The sequence below is a fragment of the Lacticaseibacillus zeae subsp. silagei genome (assembly GCF_030770335.1).
Classification (GTDB): Bacteria; Bacillota; Bacilli; order Lactobacillales; family Lactobacillaceae; genus Lacticaseibacillus; species Lacticaseibacillus zeae.
Map to the genome: position 1 here is coordinate 2,589,595 of NZ_CP132484.1, position 18,174 is coordinate 2,607,768.

At 47.8% G+C, this 18,174-nt stretch carries 18 protein-coding genes; 5 read left to right on the forward strand and 13 right to left on the reverse strand.

Annotation, left to right across the window (positions count from 1 at the left end; genetic code table 11):
• Window positions 1–10: 10 nt before the first annotated feature.
• Window positions 11–676: a cyclic di-AMP binding protein CbpA gene (gene cbpA / locus LACZS1_RS12025; protein ID WP_010491258.1), complete on the forward strand. Its 666-nt coding sequence runs from the start codon at window positions 11–13 to the stop codon at window positions 674–676.
• 322 nt (window positions 677–998) lie between these two features.
• Window positions 999–1,697 (forward strand): L,D-transpeptidase, encoded by a 699-nt coding sequence (locus LACZS1_RS12030; protein WP_070650654.1) that lies wholly within the window; start codon window positions 999–1,001, stop codon window positions 1,695–1,697.
• 69 nt (window positions 1,698–1,766) lie between these two features.
• On the opposite strand, the gene LACZS1_RS12035 is transcribed toward LACZS1_RS12030, so the two are convergent.
• From LACZS1_RS12035 to LACZS1_RS12065, 7 genes are all read right to left on the reverse strand, one after another.
• On the reverse strand, window positions 1,767–2,150 hold the full coding sequence (locus tag LACZS1_RS12035) for a type II toxin-antitoxin system PemK/MazF family toxin (protein ID WP_005686631.1): 384 nt from the start codon (window positions 2,148–2,150) through the stop codon (window positions 1,767–1,769).
• Between the two features lie 18 nt (window positions 2,151–2,168).
• Window positions 2,169–2,417 (reverse strand): antitoxin, encoded by a 249-nt coding sequence (locus tag LACZS1_RS12040; RefSeq protein WP_010491246.1) that lies wholly within the window; start codon window positions 2,415–2,417, stop codon window positions 2,169–2,171.
• A 98-nt stretch (window positions 2,418–2,515) separates the two neighbouring features.
• Window positions 2,516–3,655: an alanine racemase gene (alr, locus tag LACZS1_RS12045; protein WP_070650655.1), complete on the reverse strand. Its 1,140-nt coding sequence runs from the start codon at window positions 3,653–3,655 to the stop codon at window positions 2,516–2,518.
• On the reverse strand, window positions 3,642–4,016 hold the full coding sequence (gene acpS, locus LACZS1_RS12050; protein ID WP_039639939.1) for a holo-ACP synthase: 375 nt from the start codon (window positions 4,014–4,016) through the stop codon (window positions 3,642–3,644). Before acpS ends, alr begins: the two co-directional genes overlap by 14 nt.
• A gap of 237 nt (window positions 4,017–4,253) precedes the next feature.
• Window positions 4,254–5,762 carry a degradosome RNA helicase CshA gene (gene cshA / locus LACZS1_RS12055; RefSeq protein WP_047107145.1) on the reverse strand — a complete coding sequence of 503 codons (1,509 nt, stop codon included), beginning with the start codon at window positions 5,760–5,762 and terminating at the stop codon, window positions 4,254–4,256.
• Window positions 5,763–6,102: 340 nt separating this feature from the next.
• A complete protein-coding gene (locus LACZS1_RS12060) occupies window positions 6,103–7,491 on the reverse strand; it encodes a UDP-N-acetylmuramoyl-tripeptide--D-alanyl-D-alanine ligase (RefSeq protein WP_047107207.1) in 1,389 nt (462 codons plus the stop codon).
• A gap of 613 nt (window positions 7,492–8,104) precedes the next feature.
• On the reverse strand, window positions 8,105–8,863 hold the full coding sequence (locus LACZS1_RS12065; protein ID WP_010491228.1) for a hypothetical protein: 759 nt from the start codon (window positions 8,861–8,863) through the stop codon (window positions 8,105–8,107).
• A gap of 85 nt (window positions 8,864–8,948) precedes the next feature.
• Between LACZS1_RS12065 and LACZS1_RS12070 the strand changes: the two genes are divergently transcribed.
• A complete protein-coding gene (locus LACZS1_RS12070; protein ID WP_010491226.1) occupies window positions 8,949–9,590 on the forward strand; it encodes an SMI1/KNR4 family protein in 642 nt (213 codons plus the stop codon).
• Between the two features lie 11 nt (window positions 9,591–9,601).
• Here LACZS1_RS12070 and LACZS1_RS12075 read toward each other — a convergent pair whose 3' ends face one another.
• Window positions 9,602–10,279 (reverse strand): DUF2238 domain-containing protein, encoded by a 678-nt coding sequence (locus LACZS1_RS12075; RefSeq protein ID WP_070650656.1) that lies wholly within the window; start codon window positions 10,277–10,279, stop codon window positions 9,602–9,604.
• 95 nt (window positions 10,280–10,374) lie between these two features.
• Here LACZS1_RS12075 and LACZS1_RS12080 point away from each other — a divergent pair, with 95 nt between their 5' ends.
• Window positions 10,375–10,803 carry a hypothetical protein gene (locus tag LACZS1_RS12080; protein WP_306402866.1) on the forward strand — a complete coding sequence of 143 codons (429 nt, stop codon included), beginning with the start codon at window positions 10,375–10,377 and terminating at the stop codon, window positions 10,801–10,803.
• 353 nt (window positions 10,804–11,156) lie between these two features.
• Here the strand turns inward: LACZS1_RS12080 and LACZS1_RS12085 are convergent, their stop codons facing one another.
• Window positions 11,157–11,408, reverse strand: a complete 252-nt coding sequence (locus tag LACZS1_RS12085; RefSeq protein WP_025013790.1) for a type B 50S ribosomal protein L31 — start codon at window positions 11,406–11,408, stop codon at window positions 11,157–11,159.
• Between the two features lie 215 nt (window positions 11,409–11,623).
• Between LACZS1_RS12085 and LACZS1_RS12090 the strand changes: the two genes are divergently transcribed.
• Window positions 11,624–13,081: an ISNCY family transposase gene (locus LACZS1_RS12090; RefSeq protein WP_115656745.1), complete on the forward strand. Its 1,458-nt coding sequence runs from the start codon at window positions 11,624–11,626 to the stop codon at window positions 13,079–13,081.
• Window positions 13,082–13,158: 77 nt separating this feature from the next.
• On the opposite strand, the gene murA is transcribed toward LACZS1_RS12090, so the two are convergent.
• The 4 genes from murA to LACZS1_RS12110 all read right to left on the reverse strand — a co-directional run bounded on the left by murA (window position 13,159) and on the right by LACZS1_RS12110 (window position 18,092).
• On the reverse strand, window positions 13,159–14,418 hold the full coding sequence (gene murA, locus LACZS1_RS12095; RefSeq protein WP_010490988.1) for a UDP-N-acetylglucosamine 1-carboxyvinyltransferase: 1,260 nt from the start codon (window positions 14,416–14,418) through the stop codon (window positions 13,159–13,161).
• A 610-nt stretch (window positions 14,419–15,028) separates the two neighbouring features.
• Window positions 15,029–16,633 carry a CTP synthase gene (gene pyrG, locus LACZS1_RS12100; protein ID WP_070651519.1) on the reverse strand — a complete coding sequence of 535 codons (1,605 nt, stop codon included), beginning with the start codon at window positions 16,631–16,633 and terminating at the stop codon, window positions 15,029–15,031.
• 286 nt (window positions 16,634–16,919) lie between these two features.
• Window positions 16,920–17,594, reverse strand: a complete 675-nt coding sequence (gene rpoE, locus LACZS1_RS12105) for a DNA-directed RNA polymerase subunit delta (protein ID WP_010490985.1) — start codon at window positions 17,592–17,594, stop codon at window positions 16,920–16,922.
• A 51-nt stretch (window positions 17,595–17,645) separates the two neighbouring features.
• Window positions 17,646–18,092: a YwiB family protein gene (locus LACZS1_RS12110; protein WP_010490984.1), complete on the reverse strand. Its 447-nt coding sequence runs from the start codon at window positions 18,090–18,092 to the stop codon at window positions 17,646–17,648.
• Between the last annotated feature and the right edge of the window lie 82 nt (window positions 18,093–18,174).

Below are 18,174 nucleotides of genomic sequence, written 5' to 3' on the forward strand. Positions count from 1 at the left end.
AGGAAAACGAATGTTAATTAAGTCGTTAGTATTAAAAAAGGAATTCCTGACCACTGTCAAGGAAACAGTCACCCTTGAAGAAGCATTGAAGATCCTTGAAGACTCCGGCTTTCGTTGTGTGCCGATCTTGGATGAAAGCGGCACGATCTTCCGCGGCAATATTTACAAGATGCATATCTATCGCCATAAGTCCCAAGGCGGCGATATGAGTCTGCCGGTTACTTATCTGCTGAAGAATGCAACCAAGACGATTCCGGTGAACGCCCCATTCTTCAAAGTCTTCTTCAACATCAAGGATCTGCCTTACATCGCGGTCTTGGACGAAAATGCCAACTTTTACGGGATTCTCACACATGCCAAATTGCTTGGGATGCTGTCTGAAGCTTGGAACGTTGACGTTGGCTCCTATGTTCTGACCGTGATGTCCACCGGCGAACGCGGCGACCTGGCAAAAATGAGCAAGATTTTGGCTAAGTATGTGTCCATTTCCGGTTGTATCACCTTGGATGCCAAACGCGACGAATTCGTCCGCCGTACCTTGTTCACATTACCTGCAGGGACCGATGAAAACACGTTAAATGAAATTGTCTCACGCCTGGAGAAAAAGAGTTTCCGCGTGGTTGAAATCGACGATCTGCAATCCGGACAGCCGATTCGGGTAGATGAAGAACTGTAATCTGATTTTAAAAAGCCCGGCAACGTTTTGACCACTGCCGAGCTTTTTTATATGGTGAGCGTGAACCGGCGCGGTCAGAAGCTGGAACGTAAGTGGCCTTGAAGCTTAAATGGCTGGGCTTTGGCCATCTAGGCTTCAAGGTCCTTACACACGCAAGCTTCTGTGCCGGTGAACGCGTATGGCGCGCATTTCTCGCTGCTTAGATCGCCTATTAGCATTGGCGCCAATTCGGTTTACTGGTTTAAGCAGTGCAGATCCTTTATAATACGTTGGCATAAGTATCCAGGTCTAATGATCGTGACACGGGGGAGGAAAACCTCGCATGAAAACTCTGACGCATTTTTGGGATCGAATCGTCTTCACTGTTCGTTTCCTTCGTAGCCATCATTTCAAATCAAAATTTCGCAAGCAGCTGTTTTTCTTCGCCGTCTTGGTGCCAGTGTGTTTGGTCACCATCATCACCGGCCAACATGTAGAAAAACCGGTTCCTGCTGCTACCATTTTTCGCACCGGAACAACACTCGCGAAGGTTAACCAGTCTTCACATCAGCCTACTAGCAAAGTCGCGCTTAACGTTACAAAGAAAATCGACTGGCAAGCTCCGTCTGAAGATCAGCCTTATCCCGACTTGACGCAACACCCTAATCTTTCCTTGGTTGTCAGTTTGAACAAGCAACGGGTATTTGTTAAAGATGGTGCTAAAACCCTTTACACCATGTATGCTTCAACCGGTATCGACGACTCGACACCGCATGGGCACTTTAAGATTCAGTCTGAACGCGGCTATGACTTTTTCAATCCTGAAGAGCAAATGGGCGCGCATTATTACACGAGCTTTTACTTACACGGCACCTATTTGTTCCACACCGTGCCGACTGACATCAACGGTCAATATATTGAAGCTGAAGCGGCCAAGTTGGGCCAGAAACCCGGTTCACATGGCTGTGTACGCCTCAGTATTCCGGATGCCAAATGGATTTTTGAAACTGTTCCAACTGGTACGCCAGTTGTTATCGAATAAACCAAAAACCGCATCTATCTCAGTCAAATTATCACTGAGATGGGTGCGGTTTTTTGCCAAAATATTGCGTTAATTTTTATTGTATGTTTTTGGCTTGGGCAAACTAACCAGCCCTACTGAAATTGCTAACGCACGATCAACGGCCGCCATTTTTGCGCTTGATAAAGCCGTCACGCGCGCCTGTAATCGCTGCTTATCGATGGTGCGAATCTGTTCTAGCAAAATCACCGAGTTACGTTCAACCCCATCTTGTTTTGCCCGTAAGCCAACATGAGTGGGCATCTTGGGTTTCTGAATCTTGGAGGTAATGGCCGCCACAATAACCGTAGGGCTGTAGTGGTTACCAACGTTATTTTGAATAATAAGTACAGGTCGATTGCCACCCTGTTCGGATCCGACAACCGGCGATAAATCGGCGAAGAATACATCTCCGCGTTTTACGGTTACATCCATGCTTTTGCCCCCCGTTGCTTATCGAATATGGGCGTATGCCTCACTTTCGCAGGCGGAGAAAGCATGACTGATCTCTGTATTGATCTGTCCCATGGCAACGTAGCCGGAAATCAGCTGGTTGATATCGGGTGCTTGTGACTGCAAAAATTTGGCCACTGCTGTCGTGATCACATCTTGAGTATCCGTGTCATTCAACTCACAATAGGCATCTAACCGCGCCTTAATAGCAGCATCAAACGTTACCGTTACTGACGTTTGCTTCTTCATGACAACTTCCTCCAACTTCCCAAGTTCATGTTGCTACTTTATCACAAAATCGATTCAGGAGCTACCGCACTTAGCCAATCATCTGAAAAACTGCCTTGTTATTTGCCGATCGGATTGATGCTTTGCCGTTTTAACCGCGGCGTCAAATTGCAGGCAATTTCGTAATGAATCGTGTCGCTATACTTGGCGACATCTAAGAGCGTGATTTCCTGATCGCCGCTTTGCCCGATTAAAACGACTTTAGTGCCTGCCGGATAGGCTTTTGGCAGACGTATCATGAACTGATCCATGCAGATTCGGCCGACGATTTCGCACGCATGGCCGTCAACCAACACATGGAACCCTTGCAGCCGCCGCAGCCATCCATCAGCATACCCAATTGGAACGGTACCGATAAACTCGTCACCTTTAGCGCGATAGGTGACACCATAGGAAATACCGTCACCGGCATGAACCTGCTTGCAGTAAGTCAATTCACTTTCCAGTGACAAGGCAGGTTCCAGCGGGAAAGGTGTTGTCGGAATCGCATCACCAGATGGATTCAGGCCATAAATCGCCACACCATAGCGAATCATGTTGCCATTACATGCTGCATGCCACAGACTGGTCGCCGAGTTCGAGACGTGCACGTACCGGGGCCGGGTTGGCAATAAGTCCACCATGTGATTAAACTTGGCCACTTGCTGTTTGAAATAAGCATCGTCTGGATCATCCGCTGTGGCAAAATGGGTGAAAATGCCCTCAACCATAAGTTGCTTCGGATGCGCCTGAATGAATTTAAGAGCATCCAAAAGTGCCTGATCCTCCGTGAAACCAATCCGCCCCATGCCGGTATCCAACGCAAGATGAATGCGTAGACGCGGCAACTCCGGTTGGGCTTCCAACACCGGTAACGCCTGCTCGAGCCATTCGACACTGCTAATCGGTAACGAAATCGTTTGTGCCGCAGCAATCGCAGCATACTGGCTTGGCACAATGCCTAAAACCAGAATCGGCTCAACAAAATTCGCATCCCGTAAATCTAACGCTTCGTCAAGTAACGCCACACAAAAGCCGCTTGCGCCAGCGGCCTTCGCAACCCGTGCCACGCGCAACATGCCGTGGCCATAGGCATCCGCTTTGACGACGGCAAAAAGTTGGGTCTTCTTTTTTAACCGCGCCACCTCATGCTGGACATTATGCAAAATAGCTGTTTCATCAATCAAAACTGTTGCTGGTCGGAAGTTACCGATCGTCACGTTCAGGACCTTCTTTTTCTAAAATTACCTCGGTGAACACCAAAGTTTCACTATGGGAAATGGAAACAAATGCATTGCCGGCAAATGGGTGTTTCGTCAGAATCGGCTTGCCAAGTTCGTTATTCAGAATTTCAACATCCTGCAAAGCGACTTTGCCCAATCCGGTGCCAAAAGCTTTGGAATAAGATTCCTTAGCCGAAAACCGGCCAGAAAGATACTCAACAGCACGGCGGCCATCCAATTGTTGATAGTTTGCTAATTCTACGGGTGTCAGAATCTTCGCGGCGAATCCATGGTTCTTTTCCTGAGCGGCTTGAATTCGGTCTAAATCTGTCACATCAACCCCGATACCATAAATCATACTTGGCCTCCAATACATTTGATAAAGTCATTTTAGCATGCTTTGATTAAAAATCGGCCATGTTCGGCAAATTGCCGAGTTCATCTGCTTATTTTGGCTTGGTTAGCTGCAGATGGTTTGTCCCTTTGGTGCTACCAATTTTCTTTCTATTAAAAAAGCACTGGGACTCGATCAGCCCCAGTGCTTGTTTTATTTTAACCGTCAAATTTCGTGCGACTACTTTTGGCGGGTGGAAACTTATTCGCCTGAACGAATTTTGAAGTTGCGCTTAACATTCTTACGCTTGTCGCCGAAGTTGCGCTTCTTGTCATAGCTGCGCCGGCCGTCGCGATTACCTTGATAGCCGCCTTCGCGCCGCTTACCTTTGTAGCCGCCTTTATAACCGCCGCCACGATTGCCGTGACCATGATTGTTGCGACCGCGATGTGGCAGTGGCCGTTCTGGTGTGATTTTGACCGGAACCGCGCTGGCATCATCCGGGCTGACTGCTTTGAGGTATGCAGAAACCAATTGCAGCGGGGTGTAGTTTTCCAAAAGCGTTTCCGCCATGGCTTCATACTTTTCAGTGTCGTTGGCTTCGACTTGTTCTTTGATCGTGGATAAGCCGCTGGAAATCTGGCCCATCAACGCTTCTTCAGCGGTTGGCGGCTTCATCGGCAACATCCGCTTCTTCGTCAAGTCTTCGATCGTGTGCAGGTATTCAATTTCATTTGGTGTGACAAATGTTACCGAAACCCCTTTGTGGCCCGCACGACCGGTCCGACCGATACGGTGCACATATGAATCAGGATCTTGCGGAATGTCATAGTTATAAACATGCGTCACGCCGGAAATGTCCAATCCACGCGCCGCAACATCCGTCGCTACCAAAAAGTCCAATTGGCCGCTCTTGAATTGGCGCAAAACGCTCATGCGCTTTTGCTGCGTCAAATCACCATGAATCCCTTCAGCCCGATAACCACGAGCTTTCAAGCCGCGGGTTAATTCATCAACGCGCCGTTTTGTCCGGCCAAAAATCAATGCCAGATCCGGATCCTGAACGTCAAACAAGCGCGTCATGACATCAAACTTTTCATAGTCCTTTGCCCGAACATAATATTGTTCAACGGTGTCAGCGGTCAGCTCTTTAGCCTTAATCTTAACAACGACCGGGCTCTTCATGAACTTGTTGGTCAAGCGCATGATGGCTGCCGGCATGGTGGCAGAAAACAGCAATGTCTGCCGTTCTGTCGGCATCTGTTCAACGATCTTTTCAATATCGTCAATAAAGCCCATGTCGAGCATTTCGTCGGCTTCATCCAATACCAAGGTATCAAGATGTTCCAGTTTCAAGGTGTGACGCCCGATATGATCAAGAATCCGTCCTGGGGTTCCGACCACGATTTGTGGGTGGTCAGCAAGCTGACGAATCTGGCGGCGAATATCAGCACCACCATAAACTGCTTGCACCTTGATCTTCTTGTCGCGACCTAAACGATAAAGTTCTTCTTGGGTCTGAATCGCCAATTCCCGGGTTGGGGAAATGACCAGTGCTTGGATACTCCGGTCAGCTTTATCGATGTGTTGCAGAATCGGCAAGCCAAATGCTGCCGTTTTCCCGGTACCGGTCTGTGCTTGACCGATCACATCTTTGCCTTCCAGAACCAGTGGGATCGTCTCTGCTTGAATCGGGGTCGCTTCTTCAAAACCTGACTGTGCGATTGCCTTTAAGAGATCATGATCCAAACCTAGTTCTTTAAACTTCAAATGAGTTCCTCCTTGAGAATTCCTGCACGCGTTTACCCAAGCGTGTTTTCAAGGAATCCGCGGGCATCACGTGCATTTTCAGTAAATGACAAAAAAACATATCTCAACAACAATAGCACGAACACAATCGAAAAACAAGAACAAGTGTCATTGCAGGATGGTGGCGGTGATGAGCTTACAATCTCCGGTCAAATGCGGGGGTGTCGCGATGATAGCGCTTTGATACTGAGGTGCGACTGCTTATTTCATGAAAATTTACAAGATAATAAAAGACGAACATCTTAGCTGGTGTTCGCCTCAATCCAACGCAATTAAATTTTCTTTTAAAAAAGGACCTGTTCTAAGCGTGACCTCCAGCGATCAGCGCGGCCAAAACCGTTTCCAGATGCAAGCCATGACTTGCTTTTAACAGCACCATGTCATCATGGCCGACGTCATTTTGCAAATCGCGAATCATCTGGTCTTTGGCTGACAGCGGGTAATAATGCAGGTTATCGGGCGAATATTTATCGGCTAAAGCATCGGCCAGTGCGTGCATCTCTGACCCATATAGGTAAACAACTTGCACTTCATGAGGATCAAGCGCATCGGCCAAGCCTGCATGTAGTGCCTTACTTTGTTCACCAAGTTCCAGCATGTCGCCTAACACTGCGATGTGGCGGCCGGTTGCCGTAAATTCACTAAAATCGCGGATCACAGCCCGCATCGCTGTTGGATTGGCGTTATAAACATCACTGAGAATTTGTTCGCCGGCATCGCCGATCAGCCACTGCGTCCGATTGGCAGTCACCTGAAAATGCGCGAGTGCTTTTTGCATGACCTCGGGCTTCACATGAAATTGCCGACCGACAAGCAGCGCGGCCAATGCATTCACTACGTTATACTCGCCCATAATCGGAATCGAAAAAGTCAGATCCGGCCACTGTTCAACCGTAAACTCGGTATGATTGCGATGGCCGTTAATGGAATGTGCAAACAAGGTATTTTCCGGATGCAACCCAAAAGTCTCCTGCTTTTGAGTAATCTTTTTGGCACGTTCCACAAGCAATGGCTCATCCCCGTTATAGATAAAAGTACCGTCTTCTTTCAGTCCATCGGTGATTTCCATTTTGGCATCGGCAATTTTAGCGCGGGTTTTGAAAAACTCGATATGTGCTTCGCCAATCATGGTGATAACTGCAACATCCGGTTCGGCCAAAGATGACAACGCGTGCAACTGGCCCGGATGATCCATGCCCATCTCAAGGACCAGCACTTCGGTATTAGGCTCCATACTCAAAATCGTCATCGGTACGCCAATTTCGTTATTATAATTGTCTGGCGTTTTCACAACATGATATTGTGTCGCCAAAATCGCCGCCGTCATATCTTTAGTCGTTGTTTTCCCGTTGCTACCGGTAATGGCAACAACTTTGGGATTGACCTTCATCAACAAGTAATACTGGGCCAGCTGTTGCATGGCCGTCAGCGGATCCGGAACAACCAAGGCGGCCAATTTAGTTTTGATCGGTGCATGATCCGCCGCAACAAACGTCGCCACCGCCCCCGCAGCAGCGGCAGCCGGAATAAACTCGTGACCGTCACGTTCACCTTGTAAGGGAACAAATAACATCCCTGGCTTCAATCGACGCGAATCAAAGGTCAGTCCGGTGACCACGCGCGAACCATCCGCTTCAGAAAGCGGCTGTGCTTTAACGACACGCGCAACCTCTGCCAATGTCATTTTCATCATTAACTCGACTCCAATTCTTAAACATAGAGCGTGAGCTGGCGCGCTTAGGAGTCGGAGTGTAAGTGGCCTTGAGCGTGATGGCTCGGGCTTAGGCCATTGCGATCAAGGTCCTTACACACAGACTCCTGCGCCAGCGAACGCGTTTCAACAAGAGCGTGAGCTGGGCCGGTTAGAAACCGGAGCATAAGTGGCCTTGGGCGTAATGGCCCGACTTTGGCCATTGCGACCAAGGTCCTTATGTGCAGGTTTCTGGCCCAGCGAACGCGTTTCAACAAGAGCGTGAGCTGGGCCGGTTAGAAACCGGAGCATAAGTGGCCTTGGGCGTAATGGCCCGACTTTGGCCATTGCGACCAAGGTCCTTATGTGCAGGTTTCTGGCCCAGCGAACGCGTTTCAACAAGAGCGTGAGCTGGGCCGGTTAGAAACCGGAGCATAAGTGGCCTTGGGCGTAATGGCCCGACTTTGGCCATTGCGACCAAGGTCCTTATGTGCAGGTTTCTGGCCCAGCGAACGCGTTTCAACATACAGAAAAAAGGCCAAATCTACCTTTTTCCAGTCAAACATATTCATTATAAGCACGAAACTGCCCTTTTGCAGGCAGTTTCTCAAAGTTACGCTTTTTTAGCAGTTTCAGTCGGCACCATCTGCCACTGATTTTTCTGGCGCATCAAGACCAATTTACCAAGCTTCCGAACGGCATTGTCAGGAAACGCGTTATCCGGAATAAACCGATTGCTTGGCTCCAGTAACGGAATCCTGATTTGTTCACGGGAAAACCGCACATTGCGAAAATCAAAAAGCACCCCATCCTCCATTAATGGGAATAGCTGGGTATAGGCTTCATCTGACAAAGGCGAAAAGTGTTGCTGCCTCAACCGTAACCAAAACGGCTGCTCGTTGGCAATGCGTCGCAAATATTTGTTAATCGCTGCGGCCAAAAAGGCTTCAAACAACGCCTCATGCCGCAAATACATGTTCACCATGCCATTACGCAACGGCAAGTAAACCAATTCATTTTGTAGTTTATAATAAAAAGGTGAACTGAGATGCGTTTTGACATGGCCTAAGTATAGCAGTTCTGCAATCTCGTTAGGGGTCAGTTCCTGCAAAAAACGCGGACGGGCATAATCTAACCAGCAACGAGTCTGACCCTCTTTACTTCGCAGAAACTCACGCACTTGATCCCGTCCGTTAATAATATTAAACCAAGTATGTGGATCAATCTGTTCCTGTTCGTTAATCGGTGGCAATAACAGCAAATGACTTGGGATTTTTTGCTGACTGTTCAGCAAATCACTTGCCGAAATACCATAAGTCAAAAATAAATGTGCCAACGGTTCGTGATGAACATAAATCATTGCGTTTCGCATGATTAAAACCCCTTATAACTCCCACAACCATTATACGACTTTCAGCGGCATTCTTGACCTTCCAATCAAAAAAGGAGTTCTGCACATGTTACCCTGGCCAAACAAGATCCCACAACCTAATTTACCAACAATTCCGCATACTGACCTCATACCTTCGACTTATTTTTCCACGATTAAAACCGGTTGCCTGCCAAAAAGATGGTGGTTGCCAACTTCGGAACCAACCAGTGATGGCCTGGACGGTGTTGGTATTCACGCCTTCGCAACACCGGGAGCCGCCATCACTGCAGACGATCTACCAGCAGACTTTTTGCCTTTCGCTCATACCGGTCATCAATACTTCGGCTTTGATCTGAGTCATGACCCGCGACGGATTCGTTACATTGATACCGAAGTCGACCAATGGCTCACCGTTGCACCGGATTTTGATACGTTCCTCAAACAGTTGCAGCCACACCCTGTCCGTTTGCCTGAACTGCCCGTCGAGCCACAAGTCTTTGGCCACATGGCGGTCATTGCTACCGCCGATGACTGGCCGGCTTTATTCGACCATGCGCGGACGTTCATGACCGGCGCGGAAATCGGCCCGTGGCTCATTTGGCTGGCAACTTCCGCTGACTCAGCCAAACGTCAAGCCGCCGCCGAAGAATATCATTTTCTCAGCCGTTATCAGCCAAACTTTCTGACGCCGAATACAACAATCGAATTGCGAAAATTGTTGTCCTGAGTTATTTTCCCTCATTCTCGCGTGCCGCGATCTTCAGGTAGGAATGTAAACGTATCTAACCACCGCAAGTCGCGTTTAATCCCAAAATACCCAAACAAAGCCAAGCCTAGCGAGCCAAAGAAGTCCATGAACAAATCGCCCATGGTATCCATCAACGCGGCCCGCCCGCGCAGCAACACGCCGCCTGCAGCCATATACCGTTGCATATTCATGCCCAGCAAGCCGTCAAACGTAAATTCGTAAAATTCCCACAAAACGCCGATGGTTGTACCAAATGCGAGTGCAAATAACGCCATCAACAATGGGCTCGTCGTCGCTAAGCGTTTTGCCGGTGTCAACGCAGCAAAAATGGCAAAGCCCAATCCCGCTAACATGGCTGCACTGAAGAGATGCTCGAACTTGTCCCAATATGGCACGCTGTAGCACTGCAACCCCGTGCCTAACAAAACGCTCAACAAAATAAAGATTTCAAATAAGTAAATCAAAAGCGGCGGAAAGCGAAAATGCCACCAGTGTTCCATTAACCTAGGCAGACTGACAATTAAGATTCCTGACGCAACTTGGGCCAGCAACATTGCCTGTCCATGGAATAAGGGCCGCCCACTTATGAAAAGCCCGCCGACAATCAGCAGGTAAAGCAGATCGCCACCAATATTTAACCAATATAAAAAATTCGATCGTTTAGTCATGATGTTTCCTCTTTTCCTCAAGGGTTCTAGGCATCGATGCAATTATTATATTTTTGTAAGCGCTTGGTGTAGACTCAGTTTTAGGAGGTGGTCCCATGCCAATCAAAACGTTGCCTGAAGATCAACTGGTCGCCATGAGTCAGACCGTCGTCAAAGAAGTCGCCAAAGCGTTTGCCTTCCCTTATTATGTCAATGATTTAACGCATGACGCAAATTTTGACACCGATCACACTGCAACCAAGCTCGAATTCGAACTCACGCTGCTAAATGATTCCGACCCTGATCGCACGATTAGTTTTTACAGTGATGCGGATGCTGACCCGATTATGGGTGGTGCCGCATCGGCGCAAGTCGTTGTAGCAGCCGGCATCACATTTATTTATCTGAATGACGGATATAAAGATTCTTATCTCATTATTATTCACGATGGCAAAGTCGTTCAAAACCTCAAGCTAGAACAACAAATTCTATCAGGCCCTGAAGTCGAGGACTTGATCGAGCACGTCATTCCCAACGCCAAATAAGTCTAAGAAGACAAAATCGAAAGTGGCCAAGTCTGGCTGCTTTTTATTATTGCTTACTAATATTGGCAGCCCGAGGCACCGCTAGCACAAGACCAGACATGGGTTGGCGCCATTTTTTCCAATAAAAAAACCACCATAACGGTGGAAAAGTTTGGGGGAACTTTTTTGGGAGTGTAAGTTAATGTGTAAGCCTAAGGCAGAAATACCTCCGCCTCATTGACATCAGTATAACAACTTCTTAACGACTCCGTGATTCCATTTTCGACAAGTTATCCCTTTAATTAATAAATCGACTTATATTATTATAAGTTATAGCTAACAAAAAAGCAGCCCAAGCGGACTGCTTTTTGTTATTATTTCTTATCCAAGCCGTATTTCTTGTTGAAGCGATCAACCCGTCCATCGGCCTGCGTGAACTTCTGCTTGCCGGTGTAGAACGGATGAGAATCGGACGAAATTTCTACCCGAACCAACGGGTATTCTTTGCCGTCTTCCCACTTGATGGTTTCTTTGGAAGTTTTGGTGGAACCGGAAATAAATTTAAAACCAGTTGCTGAATCCATGAAAACAACTGGATGATAATCTGGATGGATGCCTTGCTTCATAATCAATTACTCCTTTTGCCCTAAATCATTGCCTGATCTAGAGATACTATGACTACAACTCTAATAGTCTATCACGCGCAACCCATAAACGCAATCTCAATCAATCAATTCGACATCCGCGCTGTCGACCGCAAGCGATATTGTCTTAAGTAAGCAGTTAGCCAAAGTGTCACAAAAACTGTAACCTCTTAGAAGATACATCTAGGAGGAATCACATGAAGAAGGTTGTCTTAACAATGAAAGAAGAAGAACGTTACCGAGTCATCAAAGCAGTGGTCAATGGTAAGACCTCCGTGCAACGCGCAGCCGTTAAGCTCAAGCGCTCCGAACGAACCATCTACCGACTGATCAAGCTTTACAAGCAACAAGGCAAAGACGGCTTTATCCATGGTAATGCCGGCCGTGAGCCTGCCAACAAACGCAACGCGCAACTCGAACGTCGGATCATTCATCTGTACACCAACAAGTATGCCGGTTTCAACATCGCTCATTTCCACGAGTTCTTAACCACTGCCGAACAAATCGCTATCTCCGAATCCTCACTTCGGCTCTTATTCAGACACCACCACATTCTGTCACCCAAAGCCCATAAAGCCACCAAGCGTCGGGTCAAGCGTGAGTTAAAAGAAAAAGAAAAGAAGGCCAAGCTCCTATCCAAACGTGATGAAGCCACCTTGTCAGCCATCGAAGTCGTTGAAAACATCAAAGCCCATCCAGAACGTCCTCGGAAACATTATTCTGGTGAACAGGTACAAATGGATGCTTCATGGGAGTATTGGTTTGGTACTCAAAAAACCACCTTACACGCAGCCATTGATGATCAGTCCGGGAACGTTGTCGGCGGCTACTTTGCCAAACAGGAAACACTCAGCGGCTATTATCACGTGTTTGCCCAAGTCCTTCGCGATTATGGCGCTCCAGCAGAATTCCTAACGGATCGGCGCACCGTGTTTAATAGCAACAAAAAAGAGGGCTCACCTTCGACCGAGAACCCTCTCACACGTTTCGGTTATGCCTGCCAGACACTTGGAACAGAACTTTCGGTCACCAGTATTCCGCAAGCCAAAGGCCGCATAGAACGTCTTCTGGAGACTTTTCAAGATCGGCTCACAAGTGAACTGCGGTTGCATAACATCACCACAATCGCAGATGCCAATCGGTTTTTGGTCGGCTTTATCAAGCGTTACAATGACCGCTTCGCATCTACCATCAAAAGTAGCATGTCGGTGTTTGATAAGCAACTAACACCCAAGGAAATTGACAATATTTTGATCATTGCCAATGAACGCAGCATCGGCCACGGACACTGTGTTCGCTTTGACAACAAGCGCTATCTGCCACATCGAAATGGCGAATTGGTTTACTTACCGCCGCATACAAAGGTCTTAGTCATCAAAAGCTTCACTGGCAGACTTTATATGACCACTGATGACGACCAGGTGTACGACCTTTCCTGTGTGCCAAAAGAACAGTTCATGTCAGCTAAATTCGATCTTACGCCAGCCGCGGCACCAACTCCTAAACGAACCAAGAAAATCCCGGCAATTACGCATCCGTGGCGCCGTGCTAACTATCGCGATTACCTTGATTCTCTTGGCATTAACAGTACAAGGGTTAAACAGTTGGTCGCCGAACGATATCCATACAAGAATTCACAAGCGATTCAAGTCTAATCAGGATCATCTCGCGTCCAGTTTTCGGACGCATGTTTTATGGAATTTACTGTCAAAGTCGAAAATCGCTTGACATCTCAATCAATCAATTCGACATCCGCGCCTAAACCGCGCAGTTTCATCACAACCCGATCATAGCCACGCAAGATATTATCAACTTTGGTAATCGTCGTTGTCCCTTCAGCCATCAGCCCGGCAATCATGAGACAGGCCCCGGCACGAATTTCCTCAGCTGCGACCTCGGTTCCCTGCAGATGATCGCAATGATGCAAGATGATCACATCATTTTCAATCGTAATGTCCGCGCCCATCCGCAACAATTCCGGAATATGGCGGACACGCTTAGGGTAAATCGTATCAATGATGAGTCCTTCGCCATGTGCTTTTAACATCAATGGTGTAATTGGCTGTTGCAAGTCGGTCGCAAAGCCGGGATAGGGCATCGTTTTGATTTGAACCATTTTCAAATCGCCTGACGGATAGACGAAAATACTATCCTCGCCCACGTCCATGACGACACCCATTTCCTCCAGCTTAGCCAAAAAGGCATCTAAATGCTCCGAAATGATGTTCTTGACTTTCACGCCTTCGCCAACTGCTGCGGCCATGGCCAAATAAGTACCGGCTTCGATGCGATCAGGAATGATGGTGTGCGAGTTATGCGCTTCAAGTGTTGGCACGCCGCTAATCCGGATCACATCCGTACCGGCACCCCGTACCTTGGCGCCCATGTTGTTTAAGTAAGTCGCTAAGTCAATGATTTCCGGCTCTTTGGCAGCATTTTCAATCACTGTGCGACCTTTCGCCGTCACTGCCGCCAAAATCACGTTAATCGTGGCGCCGACAGAAACCATATCCAAGAAAATCCGGGCGCCGTGTAAGCCTTCAGCAGGTGCTTTAATCGCCATGGCACCATGTTCATTACTCACGGAAGCACCTAACGCTTCAAACCCCTTAATATGTTGATCAATCGGCCGCGGACCGATATCATCGCCGCCGGGCAATCCAACAATGGCTTTTCCAAACCGCCCTAATAACGCCCCCATAAAATAATAGGAAGCGCGCAGACTCTTAATCTTACCGTTTGGCAACGGTACATCGTGAATTTCTGTTGGATCAATCGTCAAAACATTTTCGGTAAAATCAGATTTGACGTTCATATCATCCAAAATGGCCATCAAATTATAGACATCCTGGATGTGCGGCACTGAATCGAGTGTCACCGGGGTGCGCGACAAAATTGCAGCCGGAATTAAAGCAACCGTGCTGTTCTTCGCACCGCCGATCACAACTTCACCGGACAATTTCTTTCCGCCGTGGATCAGCATTTTTTCCATTTGACTTAAATCCTCGCTTAAGGTCGTTCATTTCAAGTAGGCTGAAGCTGACCTGCATCTTATGCTTCAAATATAAAACGCGATTTCTGGTAGGCAAGCCATGACCCATCCGCCATGCACTCAATATACAAGTTTAATGAATCCCAGAGGAAAAAACAAGGAGTAAAAAGATGAGAGCGTGAACTGAGTAAAAAGATGAGAGCGTGAACTGGCGCGGTTAGAAGTCGGAGTGTAAGTGTCCTCAGGCGTGATGGCCCGGTCTTGGCCAATGCGACTGAGGTCCTTACACGCAGACTTCTGCGCCAGTGAACGCGTTTGGAGAGAGCGTGAGCAGGAGCGCTTAGGAATCGGAGTGTAAGTGGCCCCAAGCCTAAATGGCCGGTCTTTGGCCATTTAGGCTTGGGGTCCTTACACGTAGATTCCTGCGACTGCGAACGCGTTTTGAAGACGCTGCAGAGAATGTTAGTGACTCTCAACGTTACAGCCAGGGTCTTTGGTCATTTAGGCTTGAGGCCCTTACACGCAGACTTCTGCGCTAGGATTTGACCAATCCCCCACAACAAAAAAGCCGCCCCAAAGCATCCCGCTTCAAGGCAGCAACGATCAACCATTAATTTTTAAAATCCCCAGCCGATTGGATAAAGGCTTTAAACAAGCCTTCAGGTTTATTCGGACGTGATTGGAATTCCGGGTGATACTGGGAAGCAACAAAGAATTTGTTCTTCGGATATTCGATGATTTCCATCAAGCGGTTGTCAGGGCTAACACCGGAAAATACCAAGCCTTTGTCTTCCATCGGCTTGCGATACTTGGTGTTGAACTCATAACGATGACGATGACGCTTCTGAATTTCATGAACATTGTCGTACGCCTTCGCTGCAACGGAGCCAGGTTTCAACACACATGGATAAAGGCCAAGCCGCAACGTCCCGCCGAGGTTCTTCACGCCAACCTGGTCACGCATCAAGTCAATAACCGGATCCTTGACATCAGGATGGGTTTCAGTCGTACCGGCATCTTTAAGTCCCAAAACGTTCCGGGCAAATTCGATTGACGCCATCTGCATGCCAAGGCAAATGCCCAAGAATGGAATATCATTTTCGCGTGCGTAACGAATGGCTGCAATTTTGCCTTCTAAGCCGCGATCACCGAAGCCGCCAGGAACCAAGATGCCATCAAAGCCTTGCAACAAGCTTTCGACGTTATCATCATTGACATCTTCTGCTTGAAACATTTCCAAATCAATATCGGAATCCCAGTAATAGCCAGCATGTTTAAGCGCTTCGGCAACGGAAATATAGGCATCCTTTAAGGCGACATATTTACCGACCAACGCAATTTTAGTGTGGTGGGTCAAATGCTGAACCTTATGCTCAAGCTTCATCCACTCGGTCATATCAGCGACCGGCACATCAAAGCCAAAATGGTCAACGACGATCTGATCCATTTTTTGCGCCTGCAATGCTAACGGAACGGAGTAAAGTGTCTTGGCGTCACGCGATTCAATCACGGCATTTTCCGGCACATCGGTAAACAACGCGATTTTCTTCTTCATGTCTTCCGTGATTGGCTTTTCGGTCCGAACAACGAGCATGTTTGGCTGGATGCCGATGCTGCGCAGCTCTTTAACACTGTGCTGGGTCGGCTTGGTCTTCATTTCGTCGGCTGCCCGCAAATAAGGCACCAGACTGGCATGGATGTAGAAAACATTATCCGAGCCGACATCGCGCTTCATCTGCCGAATCGCTTCGAGGAACGGCAAGGATTCGATATCGCCAACCGTTCCGCCGATTTCCGTGATGATCACATCGGAGTCACTGTGTTTAGCGGCACGCATGATTTTTTCTTTAATCATGTTGGTGATGTGGGGGATTACCTGAACGGTCGCACCAAGGTATTCACCGCGGCGTTCACGTTGCAAGACTTCAGAATAAATTTTCCCGGTTGTGACGTTGCTGTACTTATTCAGGTTAATATCGATAAACCGTTCATAATGGCCAAGGTCGAGGTCAGTCTCGGCGCCATCATCGGTGACGAACACTTCACCATGCTGATAAGGATTCATGGTGCCTGGGTCAACATTGATGTACGGATCGAATTTTTGAATGGTGATCTTCAAACCACGATTCTTCAACAAACGACCTAGGGATGCAGCAACGATCCCTTTACCTAATGACGATACGACCCCACCGGTAACAAAAATATACTTGGTCATAGTCAATCTCCTTTTTTAATAATCGGGAAAAAACAAAAACAAGCTCCCTATTCATGCGAATAGGGAGCTTGAACCGTATTGGCTTTACACTTTTGTAAAGCGCCCAAAACGTATATTAACCAATTGTAAGAGGTTCGTCAAGCATTAAAGTGAATTGAGTAAAATCAAGGTTGGCGCGATCGATCTATAACGTGTTTGCCAGCGCAGGAGTCTGCGTGTAAGCGCGCCGGTTCACGCTCACCGAAACAAAAAGCCGCACCTTCTTAAAAAGGCACGGCCAAAACGACTAGTGCTTGTCGCTGTCACTGTCGTCATCATCACTATCATCGTCATCGCTGTCATCATCGCCGGAGAAGTCAGCCGTGATGTCGTCGTTATCGTCATCATCGTCGCTGTCATTGTCTCCGAACTCGGCTAGCTGGCCTTCAATGCCATCTGGCAACCCGTCGTCAGGGTCATCATCGCTGTCATCGTCAGTTGCGGCAGCTTTGCCGATTTTATCATGAAAGCCGGTATGATCATCGTCGTCAAAATCATCGTCATCGCTATCGGCGTCGAGATCTTCATCTTCGGGATCATCGTCGTTGTAATCAATGACATCATCGTCATCGGCTACGTCAGCCAAGAAGGCATTAACCTTCTTGCGCTTCTTGCGACGTGGTACTTCTTCTTCATCTTCCGGATGGTTAACTTCTTCATCGACGGAATCGTATGGATACCAAGCGCGCAGGCCCCAAACGTTATCGCCTAAAGAAATGAAACTGCCATCCACGTTCAGATCCGTGTAAAATTGCGGCAAACGTTCACGAATTTCTTCGTCACTCTTGCCGAGATAAGTCTGGATCTCGTTGGCCAGATCAACGAACGCCATGGTATCCCCTTTTTCTTCGAGGATCTCATGGGCTACTTCGATCATTGATAATTCTGATTTATCGGCATTGGCAAATGCTTTGAGTTTCAACCGATACACGCCCTTTCCAAGTCTTTACAGTCTGTTTCTTATAGTACACGCTCATGCCTTGAATTGCAATCTTAACCGATAATTTCCCAGATGTTGATGGTTCGCGAATAACTCATACTCAACGTAAATCTCCCCTGCCACCGGATCGGTTGTCATGCGGGCATCAATACGCGGGGTGACTGTTTCCACCGGAATAATGCCGTATGGTGTTCGATAGCGCGTCAAAACCCGTTTTTCGTTGGCAAAGAAAAGCTTCAATTGCGTATCGCCATTGCTGCTGCCGCGTGAAAGCTGAATATCGCCGTCATCGCGCAGTTTCATGGTCACTGGCATACTGGTTCCAGCATCTTCATCGACTTCTTGATACCGAATGTAAAGTGCGTTGCCCATTTGAACCAACGTCCCGGGTTCGTCAAAAACATGTGTCTCAGTGTCATCACCTTGTGTGACAAACGTCTCAAGGTGAATTTGAATCGGCACTCCTTGTGAAAGATCCATAATGTCAATCCTTTCTATAACGTATTGTACGCTCACGGGTCAACCCGGTCGAGTTTAAGCAGGGAAAATGTCTTTGTGACTG

Bases quoted from the DNA above. Each gene is read 5' to 3' on its own strand.
- cbpA (WP_010491258.1), top strand. From the start codon at position 11: ATGTTAATTAAGTCGTTAGTATTAAAAAAGGAATTCCTGACCACTGTC.
- LACZS1_RS12030 (WP_070650654.1), top strand. From the start codon at position 999: ATGAAAACTCTGACGCATTTTTGGGATCGAATCGTCTTCACTGTTCGT.
- LACZS1_RS12035 (WP_005686631.1), bottom strand. From the start codon at position 2,150: ATGGATGTAACCGTAAAACGCGGAGATGTATTCTTCGCCGATTTATCG.
- LACZS1_RS12040 (WP_010491246.1), bottom strand. From the start codon at position 2,417: ATGAAGAAGCAAACGTCAGTAACGGTAACGTTTGATGCTGCTATTAAG.
- acpS (WP_039639939.1), bottom strand. From the start codon at position 4,016: ATGATTTATGGTATCGGGGTTGATGTGACAGATTTAGACCGAATTCAA.
- LACZS1_RS12060 (WP_047107207.1), bottom strand. From the start codon at position 7,491: ATGAAAATGACATTGGCAGAGGTTGCGCGTGTCGTTAAAGCACAGCCG.
- LACZS1_RS12065 (WP_010491228.1), bottom strand. From the start codon at position 8,863: ATGCGAAACGCAATGATTTATGTTCATCACGAACCGTTGGCACATTTA.
- LACZS1_RS12070 (WP_010491226.1), top strand. From the start codon at position 8,949: ATGTTACCCTGGCCAAACAAGATCCCACAACCTAATTTACCAACAATT.
- LACZS1_RS12075 (WP_070650656.1), bottom strand. From the start codon at position 10,279: ATGACTAAACGATCGAATTTTTTATATTGGTTAAATATTGGTGGCGAT.
- LACZS1_RS12080 (WP_306402866.1), top strand. From the start codon at position 10,375: ATGCCAATCAAAACGTTGCCTGAAGATCAACTGGTCGCCATGAGTCAG.
- LACZS1_RS12085 (WP_025013790.1), bottom strand. From the start codon at position 11,408: ATGAAGCAAGGCATCCATCCAGATTATCATCCAGTTGTTTTCATGGAT.
- LACZS1_RS12090 (WP_115656745.1), top strand. From the start codon at position 11,624: ATGAAGAAGGTTGTCTTAACAATGAAAGAAGAAGAACGTTACCGAGTC.
- murA (WP_010490988.1), bottom strand. From the start codon at position 14,418: ATGGAAAAAATGCTGATCCACGGCGGAAAGAAATTGTCCGGTGAAGTT.
- pyrG (WP_070651519.1), bottom strand. From the start codon at position 16,633: ATGACCAAGTATATTTTTGTTACCGGTGGGGTCGTATCGTCATTAGGT.
- LACZS1_RS12110 (WP_010490984.1), bottom strand. From the start codon at position 18,092: ATGGATCTTTCACAAGGAGTGCCGATTCAAATTCACCTTGAGACGTTT.